At 64.6% G+C, this 19,710-nt stretch carries 15 protein-coding genes; 5 read left to right on the forward strand and 10 right to left on the reverse strand.

Going from position 1 to position 19,710, the window contains the following annotated elements; translation table 11 throughout:
* Nucleotides 1-89 precede the first annotated feature (89 nt).
* Both VGN62_RS09950 and VGN62_RS09955 read left to right on the forward strand, forming a co-directional pair.
* A complete protein-coding gene (locus tag VGN62_RS09950) occupies nt 90-2,627 on the forward strand; it encodes a TonB-dependent receptor (protein WP_327453294.1) in 2,538 nt (845 codons plus the stop codon).
* Nucleotides 2,617-4,800: a prolyl oligopeptidase family serine peptidase gene (locus VGN62_RS09955; RefSeq protein ID WP_327453296.1), complete on the forward strand. Its 2,184-nt coding sequence runs from the start codon at nt 2,617-2,619 to the stop codon at nt 4,798-4,800. The genes VGN62_RS09950 and VGN62_RS09955 overlap by 11 nt, the downstream gene beginning before the upstream one ends.
* 2 nt (nt 4,801-4,802) lie before the next feature.
* Here the strand turns inward: VGN62_RS09955 and VGN62_RS09960 are convergent, their stop codons facing one another.
* From VGN62_RS09960 to VGN62_RS10000, 9 genes are all read right to left on the reverse strand, one after another.
* Entirely contained in the window at nt 4,803-6,524 is a 1,722-nt protein-coding gene (locus VGN62_RS09960; protein WP_293702697.1) for an asparagine synthetase B family protein, read from the reverse strand.
* Entirely contained in the window at nt 6,524-7,168 is a 645-nt protein-coding gene (locus VGN62_RS09965) for a lasso peptide biosynthesis B2 protein (protein WP_293702700.1), read from the reverse strand. The genes VGN62_RS09960 and VGN62_RS09965 overlap by 1 nt, the downstream gene beginning before the upstream one ends.
* A gap of 56 nt (nt 7,169-7,224) precedes the next feature.
* Complete coding sequence (locus VGN62_RS09970; protein WP_257545256.1) at nt 7,225-7,356, reverse strand: hypothetical protein; 132 nt, start codon at nt 7,354-7,356, stop codon at nt 7,225-7,227.
* An 804-nt stretch (nt 7,357-8,160) separates the two neighbouring features.
* A complete protein-coding gene (locus VGN62_RS09975) occupies nt 8,161-8,706 on the reverse strand; it encodes a VOC family protein (RefSeq protein WP_327453301.1) in 546 nt (181 codons plus the stop codon).
* Nucleotides 8,703-9,791 carry a 4-hydroxyphenylpyruvate dioxygenase gene (gene hppD / locus VGN62_RS09980; RefSeq protein WP_327453303.1) on the reverse strand — a complete coding sequence of 363 codons (1,089 nt, stop codon included), beginning with the start codon at nt 9,789-9,791 and terminating at the stop codon, nt 8,703-8,705. Before hppD ends, VGN62_RS09975 begins: the two co-directional genes overlap by 4 nt.
* Before the next feature lie 142 nt (nt 9,792-9,933).
* Entirely contained in the window at nt 9,934-11,814 is a 1,881-nt protein-coding gene (locus VGN62_RS09985) for an ABC-F family ATP-binding cassette domain-containing protein (protein WP_327453305.1), read from the reverse strand.
* A 45-nt stretch (nt 11,815-11,859) separates the two neighbouring features.
* Nucleotides 11,860-13,419 carry a DHA2 family efflux MFS transporter permease subunit gene (locus VGN62_RS09990; RefSeq protein WP_327453307.1) on the reverse strand — a complete coding sequence of 520 codons (1,560 nt, stop codon included), beginning with the start codon at nt 13,417-13,419 and terminating at the stop codon, nt 11,860-11,862.
* A gap of 3 nt (nt 13,420-13,422) precedes the next feature.
* Nucleotides 13,423-14,586, reverse strand: coding sequence for an HlyD family efflux transporter periplasmic adaptor subunit (locus tag VGN62_RS09995; protein ID WP_327453309.1), 1,164 nt, complete (start codon nt 14,584-14,586; stop codon nt 13,423-13,425).
* A complete protein-coding gene (locus VGN62_RS10000) occupies nt 14,586-16,013 on the reverse strand; it encodes an efflux transporter outer membrane subunit (RefSeq protein ID WP_327453311.1) in 1,428 nt (475 codons plus the stop codon). The genes VGN62_RS09995 and VGN62_RS10000 overlap by 1 nt, the downstream gene beginning before the upstream one ends.
* Nucleotides 16,014-16,078: 65 nt before the next feature.
* Between VGN62_RS10000 and VGN62_RS10005 the strand changes: the two genes are divergently transcribed.
* The gene (locus tag VGN62_RS10005; protein ID WP_327453313.1) at nt 16,079-16,711 is read left to right on the forward strand and encodes a TetR/AcrR family transcriptional regulator; all 633 of its coding nucleotides are present in this window, start codon (nt 16,079-16,081) and stop codon (nt 16,709-16,711) included.
* An 83-nt stretch (nt 16,712-16,794) separates the two neighbouring features.
* The gene (locus tag VGN62_RS10010) at nt 16,795-18,087 is read left to right on the forward strand and encodes an Hsp70 family protein (protein WP_327453315.1); all 1,293 of its coding nucleotides are present in this window, start codon (nt 16,795-16,797) and stop codon (nt 18,085-18,087) included.
* Here the strand turns inward: VGN62_RS10010 and VGN62_RS10015 are convergent, their stop codons facing one another.
* A complete protein-coding gene (locus VGN62_RS10015) occupies nt 18,088-18,984 on the reverse strand; it encodes an EamA family transporter (protein ID WP_327453317.1) in 897 nt (298 codons plus the stop codon). It lies immediately after the preceding gene.
* Nucleotides 18,985-19,066: 82 nt separating this feature from the next.
* On the opposite strand from VGN62_RS10015, the gene VGN62_RS10020 reads away from it, so the two are divergent.
* Nucleotides 19,067-19,564: an Lrp/AsnC family transcriptional regulator gene (locus tag VGN62_RS10020; RefSeq protein WP_327453319.1), complete on the forward strand. Its 498-nt coding sequence runs from the start codon at nt 19,067-19,069 to the stop codon at nt 19,562-19,564.
* The last annotated feature ends 146 nt before the right edge of the window (nt 19,565-19,710 follow it).

Consider the following 19,710-nt stretch of genomic DNA (forward strand, 5'->3'; position numbering starts at 1 on the left):
CCCAAGACTAAGGGGCTCCCCTTCGCCCCGTCAACGCACCCCCACTGGCCGCCTGCCTGAAGCACGGCCGAGAAAATGGGGGAGTGATAATGTTGAAGAAGTCCCGTTCGCTGGTTGCGCTGATGGTCGGCAGTGCCGCCTGTTTTTCACCTGCGGTTGCGCTGGCCATGCAGCAACAGCGCCAGTCTTATGATCAACCGGCGCAGGATCTCGGCGACGCGCTGCGCAGCGCTGCCACGATTGCCGACATCGAACTCTACGCGTCGTCGCGCGATCTTGAAGGAAAGACAGCACCGCCGTTGAAAGGCGAGCTAACGAGCCGCGAAGCAATCGAGGTGCTCCTCAAGGGAAGCAGGCTGATCGCAAGGTTCGAGGTCGGCTCGGTGATCATTTCTAGACTCACGTCCACCGCCGATAGCACAGCAACCGACGCCGAGCCGATCGTCGTGACGGGGTCGAGGATCACGGGTGCACCCACGGCAATCCCTGTGATCCGGGTGACATTGGAAGACATCCGCAACTCCGGCCATGCCGATCTTGGCGAAGTGGCGCGCAGCTTGCCGCAGAACTTTGGCGGAGGCCAGAATCCCGGGATTGGAAATTCGCAAGGCGCCGCGAATGAAAACGTCAACGCCAATGGCGCATCGACTTTCAACCTGCGCGGTATCGGTCCCAATGCGACACTGACGCTGATCAACGGCAATCGCTTTGCCTACAGCAGCGTCAATTCGGTGATCGACGTCAGCGCCATTCCCATCGCGGCGGTCGACCGTGTCGAGATCGTGGCCGACGGAGCATCGGCCATCTACGGCGCCGATGCAGTCGCCGGGGTGGTCAATATTCTTCTCAAGCGCGACTATGAGGGGGTGTCGACCAGCGCGCGGCTCGGCCTGTCGACCGACGGCGGCAATTTCCAGCAGCAATATAATCTTCTCGGCGGCTCGCGCTGGTCGGACGGCGGCATCATCGCGGCGTATGATTATTCGCACGGCACCGCGATCCGGGCGAAGGATCGCAGCTATGCGTCCGCCAACAACCCTGATTCTACGTTGTTCCCCAACCTTCGCCGACACGCGGTTCTGCTGAGCGGTCACCAGTCGCTTGGCGGCGGCGTCACCCTGGCTGCCGATCTTATTTACAAGCGCGGACGGATGGAGTCGGCGACCGGTTTCACGGTCGCCCAGCCGCTCCGAAACTCAGGGCTCGAGGCGCGCACCAAATTCGAAACATTCGGTGTCGCGCCGACGCTGTCGGCCGAACTGTCGGCCAATTGGAAGCTGAAAGCGGGCGCGTTTTTCGGCACCGACACGACCGATGGCCTCAGCCAGAATTTCATCGGCGGCGCGCCGAGCACCGCCACCGCCCGGCACTTCTTCAACCGGAATATCGCGGTGGAGGCGGGACTGGAGGGGTCGCTGTTCGAGCTCCCCGCGGGCGCCGCGCGACTGGCCTTTGGCGGCGGCTATCGCACCAACCGTTTCAAATCCGAAATCGGGACGCGCAGCTTTTCACGCTCGCGCCGCAATCATTTCGCCTATGGCGAGCTTTTGCTGCCGATCGCGAACCCCGATCAGGATCTGGCCTTTGCGCACCGCGCTTCGCTGACCGGGGCGCTGCGCTATGAGGATTATTCGGACTCCGGCGACATCGTCACCCCGAAGCTGAGCTTCATCTATGATCCGGTCGAACAGGTCCGGCTGGGGGTGTCATGGGGCAAGTCCTTCAAGCTCCCAACGCTCTATCAGCAATATTCCGGCTATGTTGCGCTGCTCGTGCCGGTCGGCGGCTTCGGCCAAGGATTTCCCGCTGGATCGACCGTCGCTTATGCCCTCGGGCCGAACGACCGGCTCGAGCCTGAACGCTCCGAAAACTGGACCTTCAGCGCGACCGTGAAACCGCTCGATGGCCTGGAGGTATCGGCAAGCTATTTCAGAATCGACTATACGGATCGCGTTGCACCGCCGCTCGCCTCGGGCGCCGGGGTTCTGAACAATCCGATCTTTGCTGATCTAGTTACCTTGAACCCTGGGCCTGGCCTGCTCGACGTTATCTTCGCCGGTGCCGATGGCGGGCTCCAGAACATTACTGGGTCTCCCTACGACCCGGCGCGCGTCGTCGCCTTCCTCGATGCTCGCGACCGCAATATCGCGCGGCAGAAATATCGCGGCTTCGACATCGCGGTGCGATATGATGTCGAACTTGGCAGCGACCGGCGGCTGAGCCTGAACGCTGGAGCCACCTGGCTCGACAGCAGCCAGCAATTGCTTGCCGGTCTGCCGGTGACCGACCTCGCCGGAACGATCTTCCGCCCGCCGCATCTTCGGGCGCGCGGCGGGCTCACGCTGAGCGACAAGGCGTTCTCGCTCGCGGCCTTCCTCAATCACAGCGCTAGCGTTACGGACAATCGTCGTCCGGCAGCAGTCAAACTTGGCGGATCGACAACGCTTGACCTGACCGGCCGATTGCGGCTCGGCGCAGGCACGGAAGTCGCGCTGAGCGCACAGAATGTGTTCAACAGCAAGCCCGAGCCGATCTTCACCACCTCGCCTTTCGATGCGCCATTTGACACGACGAACGGGTCAGCAATTGGCCGCTTCCTGAGCGTCACGGTTCGGCATGACTGGTAGCATCCGCCTATTGCCGCTCCTTCTGTTCGTCAGTCTCGGGAATGGCGGGCCGGCCGTCGCGAAGGAAGGTCGGCGCTGGACGGTCGAAGATGTGGTGACCGTCCCGGCGGATTTCGATTTGAGCTTGGCGAACGACGGCAAGTCGCTCGCCTATCTCGAACGGCGAGCGGATCTCGAAAAGAATGAGACCGTCTCGATACTCCATCTGCTTGACCTGCGCTCGCGCGTCTCGCGCGAGATTCTGCGAGCGCCAAGCGCAGAACAGCTCCGGCCGCTGCCGAAAGGCAAAGGCTGGAGCCTTCTGCTAGATCGGGGCGTTGGCCTTCAGCTCTATGCGCTCGACGCCGAAGGGACGATCAAACCGCTACTGGGGCGTGATGCGAAGGTGACCGTCGGCCAGACCGAAGGCGGGCTGTTCGCGGTCCGAAGCGGTGCGCCTCGCCGTATCGGTATCTTGTATCACGACTGGTCTCCCGACGGACTGTGGCTCTGGTACGCCACGCTCAAGCCGCGTTCGGAGCCGGTCGATGTGTCCGTTGACGACGCGGTGGTCGGCCAGCGCAACCGGCGGCGCGCGCCGGTCAAGGCAATCGTCGAACTGCGCCTAAGGTCGGCCATTGGCGAGGAGTGGCTGGTGGCATCGCGGCCATCGAGCGACCGGCTTGCTTTCTATTTTGGCGGCAATGTCGAATGGACCGAGGAAGGACCGCGCTATCAATTGGAGCAATCCGATGCGGAACGGACCGAAGGCATCGGGACTTTTGCCTGGAGCTTTGCCACCAAGGCGAGCCGCCCCATCGAGGAAAGTTTCGGTTTCCCGGCAATCGGACTGCTGCGCGGCCCGAACGGCGGAACGCTCGCCAGCGAAGGTTTCGGAAGCGCGTTAGCGCTTACCGAGACGCGGACCGATGGCCGAAAAATCCGATATGGCGGCCAGCCCTATTATATCGGCGATCCGCGATCCGCGGGAAACTGGCTCTCGGCGGATGGGCGAACGGCCCTGCTGGGGGTGCGAACGCTCTCGCATCCGCGGTACGGCTTGGTTATGCTTACAAGTCGGCGCGCAAAGCCGCTGATCCACTCAAGCAGCTTGACTGCCTGCGATTTTCGCAAGGATCTAGCTTGGGGTATTTGCGTCGAGGAGGGGCTGAACCAAGCCCCGCACCTCGTGCAGGTCGCACCGCATGATGGGCGCGTACAGACATTGGCCCCGCTTTCCTCTGCCCATGAGTCGATCGCACCGCTGCACGTCACGCCCCATCAATGGACAAACCGGCTCGGCTACCGGTCGACCGGATTCATCATCTGGCCTCGCGATTACCAGGCAAGCAGCCGCTACCCGGCGATCATCATCACCCATGGCAGCGACGCGGACGAACGCTTCGCAAGCGCCGATATGCAATGGAACTATCCCGCCCAGCTGTTCGCCGAGCGCGGATATCTCGTCATTCTGATGAACGACCCTTCGGCGCGGCAGCAGGCGGACCTGTGGAACGCTTATATGGAGTGGTCGGGAGGCCCCGGCACACTCGGACCCGCTAAGCTGCGCGAGCTGATCTGGCTCAACGGCGTCTATAGTTTCGAAGACGCGATCGCTGAATTGACAAGCGAAGGCATTGTCGATCCCGACCGCATTGGCATTGCCGGATACAGTCGCGGATCGCAGATGGTGAATGTCGCCATGACCCAATCGGATATATTACGCGCTGCTTCCAGCGGAGATGGCAATTATCTTGAACCCGCTTCCTATTCGGATCCGAAAGACGGGTATCACGCCGTCTTCGGTGGCCCCCCTTCCGGCAACTACCTCGACGCCTATCGCCAGCTGTCGCCGTCGCTCCGTGCCGATAAGGCGTGCGGCCCAATCCTCCAGCAGATGGCTTCTCCCTTTGCGGGAGCGATCGATTTCTATGCCGCGCTTCGCGAAGCCAAAGTTCCCGCGCAGATCAGCCTCTATCCTGGTGAGACGACCGCCACCGATGAGACCCATCTGTTTCATATCCCGTCTAATCGGCTTCGCGCGATGCGAGAGAATCTGGCCTGGTTCGACTTCTGGCTCCGCGACCGGCGCGACCCGGAACTGGAGGACAGAGGCGCATTTGATCGCTGGTCAAAAATGGCGGCGCAATGGAAGCCAGGGTGCAGGCGAGCGCTGGGCGCCGAGCGAAGATAGCGTCACGACGCGCCAACGTCCGTCCACCAACGAACCCAGCTTTCGGCGGCACACAGCGCGAGGATCCGCTGCGCCTTCTCAAACCCCTCGACGGTCGGTTGCGACGCCCCTTCCAAGATCCTGAGATCGAGCAGACCGGCCCGCGCGAGCAGGCCGTTGCGAAGCAGATCGCCGGCCTCTTCGGCATTCGACTGAAAAATTCGCTGCATGAAGCCGCCCGGCCCGCCCTTGGACGTGCGGCGCAGCAACGGCGCAGGAACGACGGATTTGAATGCCGCCCGCGCGACGGCCCGATCCCTGCCGCCCTCGATCCACTGCCATGTCGGGATCGACAGGCATGTTTCGACGATCGGTTGCGACAACAGCGGCGCGACATGCTGCGGATGGGTGCGGCGGGGATAAAGCTCAATGCTGCGCTGGGCGCGCGCAAGCAACCTGACATGCGCAGTCTTGCCGGGCGGCGTCCCGTCGGGCGCTTCTATCCACGGGTGCGAGGGTCCGGATTGATCCAGTTCGGCGATCGCGGCGGAAGATAGCCCGGAAGTGTCGCGATGAATTTTCGCAGGCCGGCTGCAGTCACGATAGCGATCCCAAGCGTGCCGCAAGATGGTCGCACCGCTGGCTCCCGTCAGATCGCTCAAATCGCGCAAGGTGTCGAATAGCCCATGGCGCGGTCCCTGTGCCATGAAGCGATCGACGAAGGGCGAGGCGCTTCGAATTGCGCAGAAGATATTGTCCCCGCCATTGCCCGAAAAGAAGGCATCAATCTGATGCTCGCGGCGGAGTTCTTGATGAACCGACGCGATGGCCTGCATATAGAATGGTGCGTGCGGCCATGGATGGTGCGGCGCCACGGCGCGACCGATATCAACCTCGCTGAGGTCGTAGCGGGCTTCGCGCAATGGTACGCCAATCGCCTCCGTGAGAAGGGAAGCATAGCGGCGCTCATCCCCAATGGCATCGTCTTCTACCATCGTCAGGCAAAGAAGCGCGGCGGCGCGGCGGGCAGCGGCGCCGGCAACGATCGAGGAATCGAGCCCACCAGACACGCCGATCAATATGGAGTCAAAGCAAGTCGCCCAGCTTTCGATACAGTCGAGCGCCACGACGCGAAGCTTACGGGTGGCCACGTTGAACCGCTTGTGGGGGACCTGCGTCCAATCCCACGGCGACCACCAGCTTTCCAGACAATGCGATCCAGGAGAAACTATCAGGCATTCGCCGGGAAGCAGGACTCGAACGCCCTCGAGACAGGTCTCTCGGCTAGGCGCGCCTCCATTAGCCAGAAACCGCGCAACTGCCGGATAATCGACGCCGCCACGTCTGCCGAGATCGGCGGCGTCGCTCGACGCTGTGACGCCCGCCCCATCGGCGCGGTAATAGACAGGCAACAACCCGGACGGGTCGCGAAATATCGCGAGACCTCCACCGGGCCGCGCCAAGATGGACACATAGCCGCCCCAATAGTCGGACACGAGTGACCGACCGCTAGACGCCTCGATTCTGGCGACTGCCGTCTCGTGGAGATCCAAGACGCGGCGGCTCTTTTCACCTCGCTCGAACAGGTGGCCGATCAGATATCCATGCCCACCCATGGCAAGCGGCTGCTGATCGCACCAGAGTCGAGCGCCTGGAAGCGATAAGGTGGATGAGTCCGCTTCGATGTCGTCACGATCAGCCTGTCCTGACGCCTCGGAAATCTCGATGCGAAAGTACCCCGGCATCAGGCGACCAATATCGGTGTGTAGGGGGTCACCACATCAAGCGGATCGGTCAATACCGCCGAGTCCAGCTGCACCCAGCAATGCGCGGCGAATGGCAAAGTTACGCCGATCACCAGCCGGGCCTCGCACCCCTTTCCGGCCAGCACACGGCGCATTGCAACGCCGCGGCTGAGGCATTCATCCATGCCGGAAAAATAATGCCGCGCCCGCTTAAACGCGGCGGCTACCTGGCGCGCATCCGACCGTTGAACTTGCAGCGGTACCGGCACGACTTGCGAACTACTGGGCAGAATTTCCTGAAGAGGGAGTTTCCGCACATGTCGCTGAGCTATGGCCAGGGCCAATACCGCACGGGCTGTCTCAACCGCCGAAGCCCTTTCGAGATTTGGCTCCTCGAGAACACTGCTGGTCGGAGCGATCCTTGCGGAACTAGATTGATCGACCGGCGGCGCCAGATGGTGCAAGCCGCGTGCGGCAAGCCAATCATTGTCACCCTCCTCTTGCGCTCCCGCGACAATCCGGGAAAAGCGATCAGCCACACTTTGCTCAAGCATGAAATAGCGATCGCGGGACAAGTCCAGAAAGACGAAGGTGCCGCCGACTCTGCACCAATGCGTGGCAGCTGAAGTGATGACATTCATCATGGAAGCGCGCGACGGAGCGGTGGCGTGCAGTGCGAGGACTGCACGCCACGCGTCAGTCAATCGTCGGCGCTGATGCCGCCGAGGATAAACTTGTCCCCGGGCTGTACGTCCTGCTGGCCCGACGGCAGCGCGCCGAGGGTTTCGTCCTGGGCGGCGCCGAGATCGATGATGTCGTCATGCGTTTTCATGTCACGTTCCTTTTCAAGGTTGCGACCAAGATGAGTCGCAGTTGAAAAGTATGCCTCTCGCCAGAGCGATACTATTTAATAATCCAATTATTATTCTAGGCGTTGCATCGCGAAAAAGTGACCGAGCAAAGGAAACGCGCGTCTGGAGCACGTACCGCCACCTTTAGCAATTGCCTGGACATACGTGGCGGAACCCGGTCACTCGCCCAGTTGACTATACGGGCGGGCGCCTACTTCCAACAGATTGATCATAATCAGCAACCAAAACTGGAACCGAAAATGGATCTAATTAGAGTATGCCGTCCAAAGCTGCGCCAGCGGGGTTGCGCGTCTTCGATGTCGGCGATCGCTAGATCGAGCGACCGCTCTTGCGCCTCACGCGATCTGAACCTGTCAGGCGGTGGTAGCCTAAACTGGTCCAATGTTGGGTTGAGAGGTACTAGATTCTTACCCACGGCCCGGCACTTCTCGCCATCTTTGGCGAGGCTAACTGAGGGAGGATATGGGAGGCAACCTACAGGATTTGAACCGGTGACCTTCGCCATCGGACAGTCGTCAAGATTGGTCTTGGAAAGGTCCGATCGACGAGCAGATTTGCGCGTGGACACGAGGTTTTTTCGCCCCTGGAAACGGTGATTGCTGGGTGATTGCTGGCCAATTTTTTGAGGTCAATATTTTGTGAAAAATCATTCTATTTCAATAGTATGATTGACTTGGCACATGAAGTCTGGTACTTTCAGCTACGGTCGATCGGCAAGTAAACGGCGGATGATGGGCCCCTGCCTTCGCAGGGGCACAAGGCGCCTACTCGTTTGCCGCCTGGTGCAGCCAGTCGGCGTGGCGCGGCGCCTTCTTCGTCTGGCTCCACTCTTCCAGCATCAACGGCGCAACGCGCTTCAGTTCGGCATATTGCTCGTCGGTGCCGATGTCGCACGCGAGCTCGACACGGTGGCCGTTGGGGTCGAAGAAATAGATCGACTTGAAGATGCCGTGATGCGTCGGGCCGAGCACGTCGATGCCGTTCGCGGTCAGATGCGCCTTTGCGGCGACGAGTTCGTCATAGCTGCCGACCTTGAACGCGAGGTGCTGGACCCATTTGGGCGTATTCTCGTCGCGCCCCATGTCGGGCTGGTTCGGGAGTTCGAAGAAGGCGAGGATGTTGCCGTTTCCCGCGTCGAGGAAGACGTGCATGTACGGGTCGTACTCGCCGGTCGACGGCACATGATCCTCGGCAAAGGCGGTCGTGTAGGTCATGCCGAGCATGGTTTCGTACCAGTCGACCGTTTCCTTCGCGTCCCTGCAGCGATAGGCGGCGTGGTGCACGCCGCCCAATTTGATCGGGCTCGTCATTCGGCGGGTTCCTCGACAGTCAGCGCACCGCGGCGAATCTGGTCCATTTCCATCGATTTGAACAGCGCGGTGAAATTGCCCTCGCCGAACCCTTCGTCCTTCTTGCGCTGGATGAATTCGAAGAAGACGGGGCCGATCACGGTCTGGCCGAAAATCTGGAGCAGCAGGCGCGGGTCGCCTTCGGTGGTCGAGCCGTCGAGCAGGATGCCGCGCGACTGGAGGCCCTCGACCGATTCGCCGTGGCCGGGGAGGCGCTCTTCGAGCATTTCGTAATAGGTCGCCGGCGGCGACGGCGCGAAGGGATTGCCGAGCGCCTTGAGCTTGTCCCACGCGGTGTAGAGATCGTCGCAGCTGAACGCGATATGCTGGATGCCCTCGCCGTTATAGGCGCGCAGATATTCCTCGATCTGGCCCTTGCCGCCCGCGCCCTCTTCGTTGAGCGGGATGCGGATCTTGCCGTCGGGGGCGGTCATCGCCTTCGAGGTCAGGCCGGTATATTCGCCCTTGATGTCGAAATAGCGGATCTCGCGGAAGCCCGCGATGCGCTCGTAGAAGGCGGCCCAATGCGCCATGCGGCCGCCATAGACATTGTGCGTCAGGTGATCGATCAGCTGCATCCCCGCGCCGACGGGGTGGCGATCGACGCCTTCCTCATAAACGAAGTCGATGTCGTAGATGCTGAGGTCGTCGCCGTAACGGTCGATCAGATAGATGATCGAGCCGCCGATGCCGCGGATCGCGGGGAGGCGGAGTTCCATCGGGCCGGGAGTGACCTCGACCGGCTCGGCGCCGCGTTCGACGGCTTCGCTATAGGCCTTGGCCGCGTCGCGGACGCGCCAGCCCATGCCGCACGCCGACGGGCCGTGCTCGGCGGCGAAATAGGCCGCGGGCGATTTGGGTTCGTAATTGGCGATCAGGTTGATCCCGCCCTGGCGCCACAACTGGACGTCCTTCGAGCGGTGGCGCGCGATGAGCGTGAAGCCCATCGCTTCGAACACGGGTTCGAGAATGCCCTTCTCCGGCGCCGAAAATTCGACGAACTCGAAGCCGTCGAGGCCCAGCGGATTTTCGAAGAGGTCGGCCATGATCGCAATCCCATCTAGTTTCAATTGAAACTATTATGATGGATCGAGGTCATTGAGTCAATGCAGGCCGATCCATGACGAAGCTGCCGCGATTGGCTGGACCCCGGATCAAGTCCGGGGTGACGATATAGGGCCGGATAATCTAGGCCGCCGCCGTCTCGAACGCCTCCAGCGCCTCGCTCGCCGCGACCCAGCGCGCTTCGGCCGCTTCCTGCGCGGCGACGATCTTGCCGCGCCGCTGCAACAGCTCGCTCATCGTCAGGCCCTTATATTCGTTCGCGGCCCCCTGCGGGTCGAACATCGCGCGATCGATCGCGGAGAGGATGACCTGATATTTGGCGAGGTCGGCCTCGGCATCCGAGACGTCTTTCTTGATCTTCGCTGCCGCCTCGCGCGCCGCGGCGGCGGCCTTGCGATCTTCCTTGCGGTCGGCCTTCGACGCCTTTTCCTTCGCCGGTGCGCCCTTGCCGAGGATGAAGGCGACATAATCGTCCATGCTGCCGTCGAAATCGCGCGCGGTGCCGTCGTCGACGAGGACGAGGCGGTCGGCGGTGAGTTCGAGCATGTGGCGGTCGTGGCTGACGATCAGCACCGCGCCGTCGAAGCCGTTGAGCGCCTGCACGAGCGCCTCGCGCGCGTCGACGTCGAGGTGGTTGGTCGGTTCGTCGAGGATGAGCAGGTGCGGCGCGTCGCGGGTGATCAGCGCGAGCGCGAGCCGCGCGCGTTCGCCGCCCGACAGCTTGCCGACCTCGGTCGTCGCCTTGTTGCCGGTGAAGCCGAAGCGCCCGAGCTGCGCGCGCACCGCGCCCGGCGTCTTGCCCGTCATCACGCGCGTCATATGGCCCAATGGCGTGTCGCTGCCGTCGAGTTCCTCGACCTGATATTGCGTGAAATAGCCGACGCGCATCTTGCCCGACGCCGCCATCGCGCCGTCCATCGGGGTGAGCTGCGCCGCGAGCAGCCGCGCGAGCGTCGTCTTGCCGTTGCCGTTGCGGCCGAGCAGCGCGATGCGGTCGTCGGGATCGATACGCAGGTTGAGCCGCGTCAGGATGGGGGCGCCCGGCGTGTAGCCGACGCTCGCAAGGTCGAGCGTGATCAGCGGCGGCTTCAGTTCGTCGGGGCTCGGGAAATCGAAGGCGAGGCTGGGGTCTTCGGAGACCGCGGCGATCGGCTGCATCTTCGCGAGCTGTTTCGCGCGCGACTGCGCCTGTTTCGCGGTCGAGGCGCGCGCGCTGTTGCGTGCGACATAGTCCTGGAGCTTGGCGCGCTGCGCGTCCTGCGCCGCCTTCGCCGCAGCAAGCTGCGCGATCCGTTCGGCGCGCTGCCGCTCGAAATCATTATAGCCGCCGGGATAAAGCGTGATCTTTCCGCCCTCGAGGTGGAGGATATGGTCGACGACATTGTTGAGCAGGTCGCGTTCGTGGCTGATCACGACGAGCTGGCCCGGATAGGATTTGAGGAAGCTTTCGAGCCACATCGTCGCTTCGAGGTCGAGGTGGTTCGACGGTTCGTCGAGCAGCAGCAGGTCGGGATTCGAGAAGAGCAGCGCGGCGAGCGCGACGCGCATCTTCCACCCGCCCGAATAGCTGTCGAGCGGGCGGCCCTGCATCTCTTCGTCGAAGCCGAGGCCGATAAGGATGCGCGCGGCGCGCGCGGGCGCGGTGTAGGCGTCGATCGCGATCAATCGTTCGTGGATATCGCCGAGCTTGTCGGGGTCTTGCTCGACCTCCGACGCGGCGAGCAGTTCGGCGCGTTCGGTATCGGCGGCGAGCACGGTGTCGAACGGCGTCGCGGTGCCGCTCGGCGCTTCCTGCGCGATATAGCCGACGCGCGTCCGCCGCGGCATTTCGATGCCGCCCTCGTCGGCTTCGAGCTGGCCGATCATCACCTTCATCAGCGTCGATTTGCCCGCGCCGTTGCGGCCGATGAGGCCCGTGCGGCTTTTACCCGGCAGGCTGGCGCCCGCGCGGTCGAGAATCGTGCGTCCGCCGAGGCGGACCGTGAGGCCATTGATCGTCAACATGGCGGCGCGCCTAGCATGACCCGCGCCGAAGCCCAAGTATCCGCGTCAGTGGCCGCCGCCGCCCATCGAAATCTGTTTGGGGCGCGGCGCAAACCACACCGAAATGGCGGCGAGCACGAACACGACGCCCGACGCGAGGAACAGGTGGAGCACGCCCAGGGTCGAGGCCTGCACCTCGACGAGCCGCTCGATCGCGGCGCGCGCCTGTTCGAGCGTGAAGCCGGCATTCTGGAGCGAGGTCATCGTCGCTTCGGGATTGTTGAGCGACGAGACGAGTTCGGAGCGCGAGGTGCGGCTGGCGTCGTCCCACGCGGTCGTCGCGACCGCGGTGCCGATTGCGCCGCACAAGGTGCGCAGGAAGCTCATCAACCCCGCCGCCGACGTCTGGTGCTGCGCGGGCACCGAACTCAGCGCGAGCGCGGTGAGCCCGACGAAGAAGAAGGGCATACCGATTCCCTGCAAGATATGCGGGAGCGCCAGCGTCCAGTAACCGACATCGGCGTTCCAGCTCGCGCGCAGGATCGACATGAACGCCATCCAGAGAATCCCCGCGCAGATGGTGATGCGCACGTCTATCTTCGTGATCAGCCCTGCGGCGACGGGTGAGAGCAGCACCGCGAATACGCCGAGCCAGGCGACGATGAAGCCCGTCTGTGTCGCGGTATAGCCCGCGACTTGCTGGAGCCACAAAGGCGTCAGCACGACCTGCGCAAAGAAGGCGCCGAAGCCCAAGGATATCGCCATCGTCGCGAAGGTGAAGCCGCGGAAGCGGAAGATGCGCAGGTTCACGACCGGATTGGCGTCGGTGAGTTCCCAGATCACGAAAGCGGCGAAGCTGATCGCGGCGACGACCGCGAGTCCGACGATCCATGCCGATCCGAACCAGTCATGCTCGCGTCCGGTGTCGAGCATGATCTGGAACGCGCCGACCGACACGACGAGCAGGATCAGGCCGATGACGTCGATGCGCGCCTTGGCGCGTTTCGTCTCGAACGGCGACAGCAGCGTGAAGACGCCGAAGGCGCAGATCGCGACGACGGGCAGGTTGATGAAGAAGATCCACGGCCAGGTCCAGTTGTCGCTGATCGTCCCGCCGAGGATCGGGCCGAGGATCGGCGCGGTGGTCGTCGTCATCGCCCAGATGGCGAGGCCGATACCCGCCTTTTCCTTGGGGAAGATGCGGAGCAGCAATATCTGCGACAGCGGCATCAGCGGCCCGCCCGCGAGCCCCTGCAGCACGCGGAAGAGCACCAATGCATCGAGCGTGCGCGATATGCCGCAGAGGAAGGAGAAGATGCCGAAGCCGATGATCGAGATCATGAACCAGCGCACCGTGCCGAAGCGCATCGCGAGCCAGCCGGTGAGCGGCACGCTGATCGCGTCGGCGACCGCATAGCTGGTGATTACCCACGTTCCCTGCGTCGGCGACACCGCGAGTCCGCCCGCGATATGCGGCACCGACACATTGGCGATCGTCGTGTCGAGCACGACGACAAAATTGGCGAGCGCGAGCGCGAAGGCGGCGACGATCAGCCGCACCCCAGTCAGCGGTTGCGGCTCGGCGGGGACGCTGGCGGATAGAGCAGGGGCGGCGGCGGTTGCCATCGATCAGTTGCCGCGCGTGTCGATCGTGGCTTCCATCGACAGCCCGACGCGCAGTGGATGCTCCTTGAGCTGCTTCGGATCGAGCGCGATGCGCACCGGCAGGCGCTGCACCACCTTCACCCAATTGCCCGTCGCATTCTGGGCGGGGATCAGCGAGAAGGCGGCGCCGGTGCCGCCGGCAATGCCGATCACCTTGCCCGTGTAGACAACATCGCCGCCATAATAGTCCGAGGTCAGCTCGACCGGCTGGCCGATGCGGATATCCTTGAACTGGCTTTCCTTGAAATTGGCGTCGACATAGGCGGTGCTGATGGGGACAAGCACCATGATCGGGGCGCCCGCGGCGATCCGCTGGCCGACCTGGACCTGCCGGTTGGTGACGATGCCGTCGACCGGCGCGCGCAGCACGGTGCGCGCGAGGTCGAGCCGTGCCTTTTCGAGCCGCGCTTCGGCGGCGGCGACATCGGGCGCGGTGTCGATTGTCGTGCCGCGGACGACGGCTTCGGCGGCGCCGAGGTCGCCGCTCGCCGAGCCGCGCGTCGCCTCGGCCGAGGCGATGCCCGCGGCGGCAAGGTCGCGGGCGGCCGAGGCCGAGGCGAGCGCCGCGCGCGCTGCGGTCAGCTCTTCGCCCGACACCGCGCCGGTGCCCGCGATGCTTTCACGTCGTGCGAGTTCGGCGCGCGCGCGCTCGACCGTCGCATTGGCGTCGCGCAGCCGCGCGCGCGCCTGCGCGATGTCGGCGCCGCGTGCCGCGACGCGCGCGCGCGCCGCGTCGGCGTTGGCATCGGCCTGTCCGTAGCGCTGGCGCGCGAGGCGCAAGGCCGCTTCGGCGTCGGCGACCGCGATGCGCTGGTCGGCGTCGTCGAGGATGACGAGGATGTCGCCCTTCTTCACCGCCTGCGTGCCGCTGACCCGCACTTCCTTGACCGGTCCCGCGATGAGCGCGGTGACCTGCGCCGAGTCCGCGCCGACATAGGCGTTGTCGGTGTGGACACGCCCCGCCTGCGTCAGGAAATACCAGAGGCCCCACAGGACCCCGACCGTCACCACGACGATGGCAAGGATGCGGAGCAGCTTCTTGCGCTTTGCGCCATTGGCTTGGGCGTCGGCTGTGTCGGGGGCAGGCTGGGGAGCGCCGGTTTCGGTCGCAGCCGTTTCGTCGGCCATCATTCGTCTCCTGTCGGGTTGGGCGTGCGGTATCCGCCGCCGAGCGCGCGGATGAGGGCGATATCGAGCGCGAGTTCGCGCGCTTCGAGGTCGGCGACCGAACGGCTGAGCGCGACCATGCTGTCTTCGGCGGTGAGCTGGACGATCTGGGTCGAGAGGCCGGCGCGGTAGCGCAGCCCCGCGAGCTTCGAGGCTTCGGCCGCGGCGGTCAGCGCGTCGCGCCGCGCGGCGAGCTGGCGTTCGTTCGCGGCGCGGCTCGCGACGATGTCGGCAACGTCGCGCAGCGCGCCGACCAGCGTGCGGTCATAGGTCGCGACCGCGGCATCATAGTCGGCGCGCGACCCGCGATAGCGGCCCTGAAGCCGTCCGCCGTCGAAGATCGGCAGGCTGATCGCGGCGCCGCCATTGCCATATTCGGAGCCCGATTTGAACAGGTTGGAGAGGCCGAGCGACTGGAGGCCGACGAGCGCCGAGAGGCTGATATTCGGGTAGAAATCGGCGCGCGCGACGTCGATGCGCTTCGCAGCGGCATCGGAGCGCAAGCGCGCCGCGACGATGTCGGGGCGGCGCCCGATCAGGTCGATCCCCGCATTCGCCGGCAGGCCGAGCGCCGGGCGCGCCATTTGCGGGCGTGCGATCGACAGGCCGCGATCGGGTCCGGCGCCGACGAGCGCAGCGAGCCGGTTGCGGGTGGTCGCGATCGCCTCTTCGAGTGCGACAACGTCGGCGCGCGCCGAGGCGGCGCGGCTTTCGGCCTGCCGCTGGCTCGCCTGACTCTCGATCCCGGCGCGGGCGCGCTCGCCCGACAAATCGGCACTCGCGGTGCGGACGCGGACCGCCTCGTTCGCGGTATCGAGCGCCTGATAATAGCCCGCGAGATCGGCATAGGCTGCGGCGATCCCCGTCGTGAGCATCAGCCGCGCCTGCGCCGCGTCGACGCGGGCCGCTTCGGCTTCCGACGTCGCCGCTGCAAGCGCGGCGCGGTTCCTGCCCCACAGGTCGAGGTCGAAAGCGAAGGTCGCGGCGATATGGCCGGTGTCCTGGATGCCGTCGGGCACGAAGGCGGGCGGGATGCCCATATTCTTGCTTTGCTGGACCCCGCCCGCGCTCGCCTCGGCGCCGACGCGCGGCAACAGCGCGGCGCCCGCCTGCTGCGCCATCGCCTCGGCGGCGCGCACGCGCGCGGCAGCGATCGCGACGTCGGGCGAACCCTTGAGGCCTTCGGCGATCAGCGTGTCGAGTTGCGGGTCGGCGAGGTTCTGCCACCAGCCTTCGGCGGGCCATTCGCCCTGCGAGCCGGCGAAGGTCGCGCCCGATTGCAGCGACCCGGCCGTCACCGGAGCGGGTTTTGGCCCCAGGTCGGGAACGCTCGCGCAGCCCGCGAGCAGGCTGAGGGCAGCGGAGGAGAGAAAAATTGTCCGGGGCATGGCTTCCAACGATACTAGCTGGTATCATGCGCAAATGGACTTCGGAGGATGCGTTGTCAATCGAAATGATACCAGATAGTACGCCTGCCCTCGACGATGCCGCGGCGATGCGCCGCAAGGCGTTCGTCGACGCCGCGCGCGAGCTGTTCTTCGCGAACGGCTATGCAGGGACGACGATGTCGTCGATCGCGAGCAAGGTCGGCGGGTCGAAGACGACGCTCTGGACCTATTTCCCGTCGAAGGAGGATCTGTTCGCGGCGGTGGTCGACGACATCGTCGCCCAATATGGCGACGCGCTCGCGATCGACCTGCCGCTCGACGAGCCGGTGTCCGATGTCTTGCGCATTTTCGGCAACCTGCTGATGACGAAACTGACCGCGACGCCGATCCTGTCGCTCTTTCGCCTCGTCGTCGGCGAGGCCGAGCGTTTCCCGCACCTTGCCGAAACCTTCTACGAACGCGGCCCGCGCCGCGGAAAGGCGCGCGCGGCCGAATGGGTGGGCGAAAAGATGGTGCGCGGCGAACTCAGGATGGGCGACCCGATGCGCGCGGTGCAGCAGTTCACCGGGCTGTGCCAATCGGGCCTCTATCAGTTCGCGATGCTCAACCTTCCCGAAAGCCATGACCTCGACCGCCTTCGGGGCGATGTCGACGCGGCAGTCGACACCTTCTATCGCGCGTGGAAGCCCGACGCCTGATCACCGGGCCGCGACCTTGCTCCGTGGTCCTTGCTGTGCAATAGGCGCCGCCCCGCAGGGAATCCCACTCACAGGAGCGTGTCATGGACAAGGCGGCCGCGAGCGCGCTCGGCCTCGATTTCGGCACGACGAACAGCGTTGTGGCGCTGGCCGATGGCGCGGGCGAAACGCGGCTTGTCGCGTTCGGCAACGCAGGCGATGCGGTGTTCCGCTCGGCGCTCTGTTTCTGGGAAGAGGAGCGCGGCTGGAACGGGATCGCGCACGAGGCGGGGCCGTGGGCGATCGACGAATATCTCCAGTCGCCGCTCGACAGCCGCTTTATCCAGTCGTTCAAGAGCGTCGCCGCGAGCCCGTTGTTCGAGCGCGCGATGATCTTCAACAAGCCGTTCCGCTTCGAGGATATGGGTCGCCTGTTCCTCCAGCGCCTCGTCGCGCATGCCGGCGGCGCGCTCGACGAGCGGCCGCGCCGCGTCATCGTCGGCCGTCCGGTCGAATATGCCGGCGCGCGGCCCGACCCCGAACTCGCGCGCCGGCGATACGATGCGATGCTCGCGGCGTTCGGCACCGAAATCTATTATGTCCACGAACCGCTGGGCGCGGCGCACAGCTATGCCTCGCGGCTGACCGAGCCCGCGACGATCCTCGTCGCCGACTTCGGCGGCGGGACGACCGACTTTTCGATCGTCCGCGTTGCGGCGCCCGGAAGCCCGCGCCGCTGCGTCCCGCTCGCCTCGTCGGGGATCGGGATCGCGGGCGACCGTTTCGACTATCGCATCGTCGACCGGCTCGTGCTGCCGCTGCTCGGCAAGGGCAGTCATTACCGGTCGTTCGACAAGATATTGGAGATTCCCGGCGGCTATTTCTCCGATTTCGGCGATTGGTCGCGGCTCGCGATGATGCGCAACCGCCGGACGCTCGACGAGATCCGCCGCTTGCAACGCGACGCCGAGCGCCCCGAACTGATCGGCCGCATGATCGCATTGATCGAGCATGAGCAGGGCTTCCCGCTCTATGACGCCGTGGGCCGCCTCAAGCGCGCGCTGTCGGGCAGCGAGCATGCCGAATTCCACTTCGCGGGCGGCGGGATCGAGATTGGTGCCGATGTGCGCCGTGCCGATTTCGAGCAATGGATCGCGGACGATCTGCGCCGCATCGAAGCCGCGATGGACCAGGCGCTGGCCCGCGCGGGAACGACGGCCGAAGCGATCGACCGCGTCTTCCTGACCGGCGGTTCGTCGCTGATCCCCGCGATCCGCGCGCTGTTCGAGCGGCGCTTCGGCGAGGATCGTATCGCGACGGGCGGCGAACTCACCTCGATCGCGCACGGCCTCGCGCTGATCGGCGAGGAATCGGACCCCGCCGAATGGGCCGCCTGACTAGATGGGCAGGTCGCCGGGCGTCCGCCGCGGCAGCGATGCCGAGATCGCGCTGCCGCACGCGGCGAAGATGATGCAGAGGATGGCAAGCCATTGCATCGGGGTCAGTTTTTCGCCGAGCACGACATAGCCGACCAGCGCGCCGACCGCGGGCGAGGCGCTGAGCAAAATGCCGAAGACATGCGCGGGAAGGCGGCGCAGCGCCGCCATTTCGAGTGTGTAGGGCAGGACGCTCGACAGGACGGCGATGCCGATACCGACGCCCAACGCCCAGGGCGTGAACAGCTGCGTCCCCGATACGGCGAGACCGAAGGGCAAAGTGATCAGCGCGGCGATCACCATCCCCCACGCGACCGCGTCGCGGCCGAGGGTCGCCGAAACCTGCTTGCCGCAGAGGATATAGGCGGCCCAGCAGGCGGCCGCGCCGACGGCGCAGGCGATCCCGACGGGGTCGAGCGCGCTGTCCGCGCGGAGCGGGAGCAGGAGGAACAGCCCCGCCGCGGCGGCGGCGAGCCACAGAAAGTCGCGGCGGCTGCGCGATCCCATCACGACGACGGCGAGCGGGCCGATGACTTCGATGCCGATCGCGATGCCGATCGGGATACGGGCGATCGCCTGATAGAAAAGGAGGTTCATCAGCCCGAGGACGGCGCCATATCCGAGCAGCGCGGGCGAAAGCTGGCGGACGCCGGTCCGCTTCCACGGCCGGATGATGAGGCAGAGGATGATCGCGGCGAGCGTGATGCGCAGGCTGGTGATGCCATAGGCGCCGATCACCGGGAAAAGATGCTTGGCGAGCCCGGCGCCGAAATTCATCGACAGCAGCGAGCCCCACGCGGCGGCACTTCCCCACAGGGTTGCGTTGTTGCGCGGCGAAACGGCTTGAGCGGTCGACATGGCGCACATAATATACCCGTCCAAGCGATGATTGGACGCAAAGATGGGCGCCTTTGCGCAATTTTGACCCGGAGAACCCTAGATGAACGCAGCATCCACCCGGCCGGGGCGCAATCTCGACCGGTTCGACCGGGCGATTCTCCGCATCCTGCAAAAGGACAACCGGACGCCGCAGCGCGCGATTGCCGAGGAGGTCAACCTGTCCCCCGCCGCGGTGCAGCGGCGGATCGCCGCGCTTGAGGCGAGCGGCATCATCATGGCGAATGTCGCGGTCCTCGCGCCCGACGCGTTGCAGGCGGCGATCACCGTCGTTGTCGAGGTTCATCTGCAGAATGACCGCAGTTCGATCGTCGAACCGACGAAGGCGCTGTTCCGTTCGACGCCCGAAATCCAGCAATGCTATTATGTCACGGGCAGCGCGGGGTTCATCCTCGTCATGATCGTTCCCGACATGACGAGTTATGAGGCGATATCGCGGCGGCTGTTCGCCGACAATCCGGTGGTCGAGACATTTCGCACGCTTGTCGTGCTCGACACGGTCAAGGCCGGGCTCGAGATCGTCGTTCCCGACGGGGCATGACATCGCGACGCCCGTCGCGGTCGAAACTTGCGAGAGAAAAAGAACCAAATAGGTAAAAATATATTGACATCGTCACGCTGATATGGCACAAGTGTCACATCATGAAGAATTGCGAGTCGGGCCGGCGCCTTTCCGAAACGGGAAGA

The sequence above is a fragment of the Sphingopyxis sp. genome (genome assembly GCF_035998905.1).
In the GTDB taxonomy this organism is placed as follows: domain Bacteria; phylum Pseudomonadota; class Alphaproteobacteria; order Sphingomonadales; family Sphingomonadaceae; genus Sphingopyxis.

Excerpts from the sequence above, each read along its gene's own strand:
- VGN62_RS10005 (WP_327453313.1), top strand. The coding sequence starts at position 16,079 with ATGATACCAGATAGTACGCCTGCCCTCGACGATGCCGCGGCGATGCGC.
- VGN62_RS09950 (WP_327453294.1), top strand. The coding sequence starts at position 90 with ATGTTGAAGAAGTCCCGTTCGCTGGTTGCGCTGATGGTCGGCAGTGCC.
- VGN62_RS10015 (WP_327453317.1), bottom strand. The coding sequence starts at position 18,984 with ATGTCGACCGCTCAAGCCGTTTCGCCGCGCAACAACGCAACCCTGTGG.
- VGN62_RS09965 (WP_293702700.1), bottom strand. The coding sequence starts at position 7,168 with ATGATGAATGTCATCACTTCAGCTGCCACGCATTGGTGCAGAGTCGGC.
- VGN62_RS09985 (WP_327453305.1), bottom strand. The coding sequence starts at position 11,814 with ATGTTGACGATCAATGGCCTCACGGTCCGCCTCGGCGGACGCACGATT.
- VGN62_RS09970 (WP_257545256.1), bottom strand. The coding sequence starts at position 7,356 with ATGAAAACGCATGACGACATCATCGATCTCGGCGCCGCCCAGGACGAA.
- VGN62_RS09975 (WP_327453301.1), bottom strand. The coding sequence starts at position 8,706 with ATGACGAGCCCGATCAAATTGGGCGGCGTGCACCACGCCGCCTATCGC.
- VGN62_RS10020 (WP_327453319.1), top strand. The coding sequence starts at position 19,067 with ATGAACGCAGCATCCACCCGGCCGGGGCGCAATCTCGACCGGTTCGAC.
- VGN62_RS09955 (WP_327453296.1), top strand. The coding sequence starts at position 2,617 with ATGACTGGTAGCATCCGCCTATTGCCGCTCCTTCTGTTCGTCAGTCTC.
- VGN62_RS10000 (WP_327453311.1), bottom strand. The coding sequence starts at position 16,013 with ATGCCCCGGACAATTTTTCTCTCCTCCGCTGCCCTCAGCCTGCTCGCG.
- VGN62_RS09995 (WP_327453309.1), bottom strand. The coding sequence starts at position 14,586 with ATGGCCGACGAAACGGCTGCGACCGAAACCGGCGCTCCCCAGCCTGCC.
- VGN62_RS09960 (WP_293702697.1), bottom strand. The coding sequence starts at position 6,524 with ATGCCGGGGTACTTTCGCATCGAGATTTCCGAGGCGTCAGGACAGGCT.
- VGN62_RS09990 (WP_327453307.1), bottom strand. The coding sequence starts at position 13,419 with ATGGCAACCGCCGCCGCCCCTGCTCTATCCGCCAGCGTCCCCGCCGAG.
- VGN62_RS10010 (WP_327453315.1), top strand. The coding sequence starts at position 16,795 with ATGGACAAGGCGGCCGCGAGCGCGCTCGGCCTCGATTTCGGCACGACG.
- hppD (WP_327453303.1), bottom strand. The coding sequence starts at position 9,791 with ATGGCCGACCTCTTCGAAAATCCGCTGGGCCTCGACGGCTTCGAGTTC.